Genomic DNA, 5,667 nt, shown 5'->3' with positions numbered 1-5,667 from the left:
ACAACATAGCGCTGGCATCATCCTGCATTTTCTTCATCACTGGCTGAAGTAGCTCTGGGTCTGCCAATGCGATACGGCCGCTTGCTGTAATGCTATAACTCTTCTTATCTGGCTTGCCCTGCTGAGGAATTTCCTTACTAGTCACCATCATTTTTCGCTCAAGTCTCGCCAGTTCACGATAAACCTGCTGATGAGAGGCATGCCAAGGTGACTTTTTAATAAGCTTTGTCAGGTCATAGCCAGTTCTAGGCTGTTCCAATAACTTACTGAGTAAGACTATCTGCAAATTACTGATCATCTTTTTTCTCCGTATCTGTGATTAACTTTTTCTGTACGTTTATTTTTTCATTGCTTCAAAAGTTGCAACTTCTAATTTAGCCAGTGTTGCTCCTATCTCTTTAAGCTCACTTGGTAACGAATTGACATTGTTGCGGTTCATACGCAAATTGACTGATTTAGATACACACTCAAGATTATCTATATCGCAATTAATGTTGTTCCCATCCTTAAACCTAACAACGTGCCCGTCCGGAATAGAGCCATGATGTTTTTCCCAAACAACATGATGTTTAGGCCGATAACGCGTATCAGCGTCTGTATATGGGTTAGGTTCATCTACCTTAATTAAAATATGGCCATCCTTTGGACAAATCCTTTCATGTCCTAGAGGCTTGCTGTTACTTGGTGTTTGACCAGGTTTGAAACTTGTTTTATTTGGCTTACAGACTCCTTTAGTTCCTGTATTCCACGGTTGACTACCTTTCACGTACTGACCATTTCTGCCGGTAAGCCACCCATGTCGTTTGCAGTAGGAGCTAATCGCTTTTTCTGTCAGGGATAACGTAAACATTTCATTAAACGTTCGAGTCAGCTCTTTACGAGGTAAGGAGCAATTAGCCTGTAAAAAACACTTCTGTTCCTCGGTATATAAATGACTTTGTCCTTTAGGCATCTCTTGTATCCTCTACCATCATTGGTACTTCATATTTCCCTGCATATTCCGCCTTGAACTTCATTCCATCGAGAACAAGGGAAGCATTCTCAATAATTTGTTTTGATACAGAGGAAACAGCCTTGCTTCTCTCTATCTCCTTTTGCAGTTCATCTGCATTTAAAGATTCGTCACTTAACCTTTCCATCTGAGCGAACAAATGATTATTAAGGTCAACCAATTGATTTTTCATAATCACCTCCTACCAAGCGCCATCGTTCTTGGCCCGGCTCCGCAAATCATCAAAATCCACAAAGCCAAAATGGCGAGCAGCGCTGTTACGGGCTTTTTGTTGCACCTGACCTCGGCGGCGAAACCTTGTTGTTTGTTGTACGAACTCGGTTTTACTTGGGTATTGCGACATGGTTTATCTCCTTATTTCCCATTTACTTGTAGCTCCTGAACACTTTCAGGAATACCTGGATAGAGGCCAAACTCGCGCAAGTTTTCGACCCCTAGCGCAATAAGGTTTGAAACACGCTTGGTGTTAATTGTTTTTTCACAAGGCTCCTTAATAATCATCCCTGCATTTTTTAACTGGCGCTTTAAAACTCGATCAGATTTAACTGGCAAACTATCGAACGTTTGCTTCAATGAAGATGTTTGACTTAATTGCTGCATAATGTGACTGGTTCTAATTAGCAAACACAACTCACCATCAATCCAATCAAACACATAAGGATAACGGTACTGGCCTGAATCAATCTCACCCAAAATAATATGAAGAATCCAAACCCAAGGCTCACGGTTTGTATTGGTTTCACTGATATGAGAGTTCATTTCTGTAACTAAGTGAGAGACAAACTTTCCGTGTTTAGATGGCAACCCAGTAAATTGGCATAACAGCTTCCAAGCTAATAAAACACAGGTGTAGTTTTCAATCATTCGATCTGCAGCACTATCATTACTAACTGAACTGCGTTTAGACTGAAGAAAACTGTAGCATTCATTAAAACTTCCTTTAATTTGATCCCGAGAAAACGTAGTTAAGAATTGAATCCATTCTTTCACAGGAAAACGCGGCAAATCATCGGGTAATAAATCTCCTTTCCTATTGGTTAAGTCAGAACGAACTAATTTACCCTGCAAACTTTTTGCAGGTACATCTTCACCGGCCAGCATGATAGGAGCAGAAATGATAAATTCTGTCATATCTGAAGAACGCTTGGTTGGCGTATACTGATAAGACTCTTGAAGTAAAGATATTGCCTTATCAATAACTCGTTGGTCTTGAGTACTGATCTCTTCCCAGCCTACAGGATGTGATGTGTGCCCTACTGACGTTAACAAACGAAACTCAGATTTTATGCTCTGACTGGAAAGCATCGTAAAACCAATGGTGCGCTCAAGTCGTTTAATTAGTGTTGATTTACCTGCACCTTTATCTGCCTGAAGCGTAAAGTGAGGCCAAAACCCTATGAAGTTCTTAATATGGCACCCTACAGACCAAACAAGTGGAATAAGCGCAGCACTTTGCTTAAATGTCTGACTGTATGCCTGAATAACTGCTTTACCATTCAATGGTGAACCAGAAATAAACCGTAAGTTATAATATGGGCACTGCTGTTTAGGATTAGTAAAGTAACAATCTGGCCCCTCGTTAAATACTGGCTTACCATTTAACCAAGCTAAGCCAACAAAGTTAGCCACATGCCTTTCACCAATATGTGCAGTGCGTTCAAGTACATTAATCATCCTTGAAAACTGAGCAGGCCTATAAATAGCCCCAAACTTACGCCATTGATCAAGGTTATGAACCTGCTCATCCTCAAACACTTTTCTTATGAGTGTGTTCTGATGCCTCGGAGATTGGACAGATGCCGAAAATAATGTTTGCTCACTTTGATCCTGATCGCCAGTCATGACAGAACTTGCACTTGAAATAGTAATCCGACTAAAGCTCGCCACACGAAAACCGCACAAGTCTTGCGGAGTAATTTGTTCTTCCCCTTCATCTGACTGGGAAACCTTTAAATAACTGGTGAAGTCTTGTTTGGTACGAAATAGGCTGTAAACATTTCTATCATGTGATGGCAATGACACACGCTGAAAACGACCAACTATTAAGTTGCCACTTTGTCCATAAACCAACCATTGTTCTAGTCGGAGTAACGCTAATTTGGTTTCCTCGGGGCCATACTTTCGTAGGTAATCATTCAGATCGTTGACCTCTTTCCAATTAGTCTTCTCTTGATCTACCAAAAAACAAGGAATGTTTAGTGCAGTACACGCTTCATGAACCAGCCATGCCGCCTCTGGCCCCGGGCGGTGGCCTTTGCGTGGACCTTCCTTAATTGGCATATCATTGTCGAAACAACACACCACCTTTTTCCCTGCCAGAAAACGCCAGTCAATTTCCTCAACGGCCAATCCCCGCGTTGCGATAGCTGTTGTGGTTCCTTTGTTCGTTCCTTCTGGGTCGAAGGCTGCCACGGCAGAAATGGCGTTAATTGGGGACTCAACGACATAGACCGTCTTAGCTCGGCGTAAAGCCAGTAAATCTGGGATGTACGGATAACCACGCTTCTCTCCTTGTGCTTTGGTTTTCAGATCGCCATTCAACGCCGGATCAAAATAACGGTAATCAATACCCATTACCTGCTTGCTCAAAACACATCGAGCAGGGAAAGCAACAGCAGGGCCGCCATACCCTATTTCACCTTGGTTCTTCTTCGGGTTCGTCCAGCCACTAAAACCAAAGGCCCCACGCTTCTGCAGCATATCGATAACAGGAGCCGGAATTTTCCGCTCATCAAACAAATAAGCACGGGCATCATTAGCAACTTCTTTTTGCTTATCTGCCAACCAATCCAACGTTTCTTCTCTTTTCTGAGGCTGTTCCGGCGAGTCAGTGGGGATACCGTACTCTTCATGAAGCCACTTCATTGCTTCGCTAGCATCATCGGCACGACCACAATAGATCACTAAGTCGATACAACTACCTTTCTCGCCGGAGGTATGGTCTTTCCACATCATGTGGCCAGCTTCTTTGGCATCGAAAATACTTACGCTCGGGTGCTTATCGGCTCGGCCGGGAGCACGATAATTCCCATTAGGGTCAGGGCGCTCCATATCCAGGCGTTCTGCCAAGTCATGCAAATCAATAAGTCGTTTTAGTTTGTCTGCGGACGCCATACAGCGTTCCTCCAATATCTTGCAAATTCACCCCAATCTCGACGGGGCCAAAGTGCGCCGTTAACTGGCGCTTAAAGGCATTAAACTCATCAGATTTCAGCAACTCGGCGAGAGCTGGATAGCTGTATTGAATGTGTTGCCATGTCATTTGCTTCTTTTCTTGTGATAACCGGCTAAGTGATACCCCTGGGGGCTGGAGCCGAGATAAACACGGCTCTGCCCATAGTGCAGGCTTATATCCTCGCCAAGGCCAATTCGGATATGGGGGTTCAGAGGCCATGAGCCCAAATCCGTCGTAAAGAGGCTGACGCCATCCAGAGCTCATCACTCATTTGGCAGCCATGAGTAATACCGTTTTGGGTAACGAGATCTTTGGGTAACTCAGTTAGGCTTTTTGTCTCTAGCTGCAGATGGCCTTGCTGCTGCCACTGCTGAAGTTGTTCTCCAAGTTCACTCTCAAATGAAGGCAGAGAAATAAAGCCCTTAAGCCGAACAAGTTGATGCTCGAGCTTGAGCAAGCAATGTTGCTCTTGCTGAGACATTCGTGCTGCCGAGATTTGCTCAGTCATAGCTGCCCCCCTAGATAATTTGCAGCTATCGCTCTAGTGGGATGAATTTGATGACGACTCCATACAGAGTGTTTGTTCAGAAGCTTGAGCATATCGGGCACATGTTCACGAGGAACACCTTCATGGCGCAGCCAACAGCGGATAACACCAGGCTGAACGCCGAGATAGTCGGCAACGTACTCGAGTAACTCTTTGTCGGTCGCTTTGCTTCTAAAAATATGGAGATTCAAGTTTCGTAAAGCGGCCTGCAGCGCTTTTCGCCTAAGCTCTTGCAAAGCTTGAGATAATGACGTTTTCATCGTTAATTCCTTCTACATCCAGAAAACACAGCGACTCGGTTATCGCTACTGATCAGGTGTTCACCACTTCCAATCTGTTTAACCAGCACTTTTCCATCTAGCTGCGGTTGAACCGATTCCAACGGCGCCGCTTCATGGGGATAACCGGAAAGGCTAACTACATCGCCACGGCGCAATGTTTCTGCGGGTTTAAACATGTCGAGCATTAGTGCAAACATGTGCTCGCCTCCCGCATGGCCGATGCAATAGATTCACGATCCGGCATGGTGTAAATAGATGTGGTTTTGATGTCGGAGTGGCCCAGAACAGCCTGAACACGACGCAATGCATCAGGAGCTGTTGCGCGTTCTAGATAGCGCTTAGCCCAGCAGTGGCGTAACCAATGAGGCGTCCCTTCCGGCACCTCTGCCTCCCGGCACCACAGTTTGAAACGATGCTGAAAACTTCGACGGCTCATGCGCTGGCGGTTACGGCTAAGAAATAAAGGGCGCTCATCTCTGGGGATATCCCAATCCCACCCCTCACTCATATGACGATGAATTTTAAGCAGCTCTTTCAACGCCGATGTTGCTGACTTATTCAGCGATACAGGGTGCTTCTTCTGCCCTTTGCTATTGGTGCTGTCGTACACCAAATAGCCTTCATCCAGGCTTAGCTCAGCATCGAGTACCGT

General features: G+C 44.8%; 10 protein-coding genes. All 10 read right to left on the bottom strand.

What is annotated here, in order from left to right:
• Positions 1 to 298: PadR family transcriptional regulator (locus MHN01_RS14560; protein WP_239412006.1), on the bottom strand; the 298-nt coding region annotated here is incomplete at its 3' end.
• 39 nt (positions 299 to 337) lie between these two features.
• Positions 338 to 952 (bottom strand): HNH endonuclease signature motif containing protein, encoded by a 615-nt coding sequence (locus MHN01_RS14555; protein ID WP_239412005.1) that lies wholly within the window; start codon positions 950 to 952, stop codon positions 338 to 340.
• Complete coding sequence (locus MHN01_RS14550) at positions 945 to 1,184, bottom strand: hypothetical protein (RefSeq protein WP_239412004.1); 240 nt, start codon at positions 1,182 to 1,184, stop codon at positions 945 to 947. Before MHN01_RS14550 ends, MHN01_RS14555 begins: the two co-directional genes overlap by 8 nt.
• Before the next feature lie 9 nt (positions 1,185 to 1,193).
• Positions 1,194 to 1,355 carry a hypothetical protein gene (locus tag MHN01_RS14545; protein WP_239412003.1) on the bottom strand — a complete coding sequence of 54 codons (162 nt, stop codon included), beginning with the start codon at positions 1,353 to 1,355 and terminating at the stop codon, positions 1,194 to 1,196.
• An 11-nt stretch (positions 1,356 to 1,366) separates the two neighbouring features.
• Positions 1,367 to 4,126 carry a toprim domain-containing protein gene (locus tag MHN01_RS14540; RefSeq protein ID WP_239412002.1) on the bottom strand — a complete coding sequence of 920 codons (2,760 nt, stop codon included), beginning with the start codon at positions 4,124 to 4,126 and terminating at the stop codon, positions 1,367 to 1,369.
• Positions 4,092 to 4,274: a hypothetical protein gene (locus MHN01_RS14535; protein ID WP_239412001.1), complete on the bottom strand. Its 183-nt coding sequence runs from the start codon at positions 4,272 to 4,274 to the stop codon at positions 4,092 to 4,094. Before MHN01_RS14535 ends, MHN01_RS14540 begins: the two co-directional genes overlap by 35 nt.
• 121 nt (positions 4,275 to 4,395) lie before the next feature.
• Positions 4,396 to 4,695 carry a hypothetical protein gene (locus tag MHN01_RS14530; protein WP_239412000.1) on the bottom strand — a complete coding sequence of 100 codons (300 nt, stop codon included), beginning with the start codon at positions 4,693 to 4,695 and terminating at the stop codon, positions 4,396 to 4,398.
• A complete protein-coding gene (locus MHN01_RS14525; RefSeq protein ID WP_239411999.1) occupies positions 4,692 to 4,994 on the bottom strand; it encodes a hypothetical protein in 303 nt (100 codons plus the stop codon). The genes MHN01_RS14530 and MHN01_RS14525 overlap by 4 nt, the downstream gene beginning before the upstream one ends.
• A gap of 2 nt (positions 4,995 to 4,996) precedes the next feature.
• Positions 4,997 to 5,212: a hypothetical protein gene (locus MHN01_RS14520; protein ID WP_239411998.1), complete on the bottom strand. Its 216-nt coding sequence runs from the start codon at positions 5,210 to 5,212 to the stop codon at positions 4,997 to 4,999.
• On the bottom strand, positions 5,200 to 5,667 hold a 468-nt coding region (locus MHN01_RS14515; RefSeq protein WP_239411997.1), incomplete at its 5' end, for a tyrosine-type recombinase/integrase. The genes MHN01_RS14520 and MHN01_RS14515, both read right to left, overlap by 13 nt.

The sequence above is a fragment of the Photobacterium sp. OFAV2-7 genome, assembly GCF_022347985.1.
In the GTDB taxonomy this organism is placed as follows: Bacteria; Pseudomonadota; Gammaproteobacteria; order Enterobacterales; family Vibrionaceae; genus Photobacterium.
Note: the sequence above shows the minus strand (reverse complement) of the source record. Positions and strands in the feature narration are given on the sequence as shown.

Bases quoted from the DNA above. Each gene is read 5' to 3' on its own strand.
- MHN01_RS14555 (WP_239412005.1), bottom strand. From the start codon at position 952: ATGCCTAAAGGACAAAGTCATTTATATACCGAGGAACAGAAGTGTTTT.
- MHN01_RS14550 (WP_239412004.1), bottom strand. From the start codon at position 1,184: ATGAAAAATCAATTGGTTGACCTTAATAATCATTTGTTCGCTCAGATG.
- MHN01_RS14545 (WP_239412003.1), bottom strand. From the start codon at position 1,355: ATGTCGCAATACCCAAGTAAAACCGAGTTCGTACAACAAACAACAAGG.
- MHN01_RS14540 (WP_239412002.1), bottom strand. From the start codon at position 4,126: ATGGCGTCCGCAGACAAACTAAAACGACTTATTGATTTGCATGACTTG.
- MHN01_RS14535 (WP_239412001.1), bottom strand. From the start codon at position 4,274: ATGACATGGCAACACATTCAATACAGCTATCCAGCTCTCGCCGAGTTG.
- MHN01_RS14530 (WP_239412000.1), bottom strand. From the start codon at position 4,695: ATGACTGAGCAAATCTCGGCAGCACGAATGTCTCAGCAAGAGCAACAT.
- MHN01_RS14525 (WP_239411999.1), bottom strand. From the start codon at position 4,994: ATGAAAACGTCATTATCTCAAGCTTTGCAAGAGCTTAGGCGAAAAGCG.
- MHN01_RS14520 (WP_239411998.1), bottom strand. From the start codon at position 5,212: ATGTTTGCACTAATGCTCGACATGTTTAAACCCGCAGAAACATTGCGC.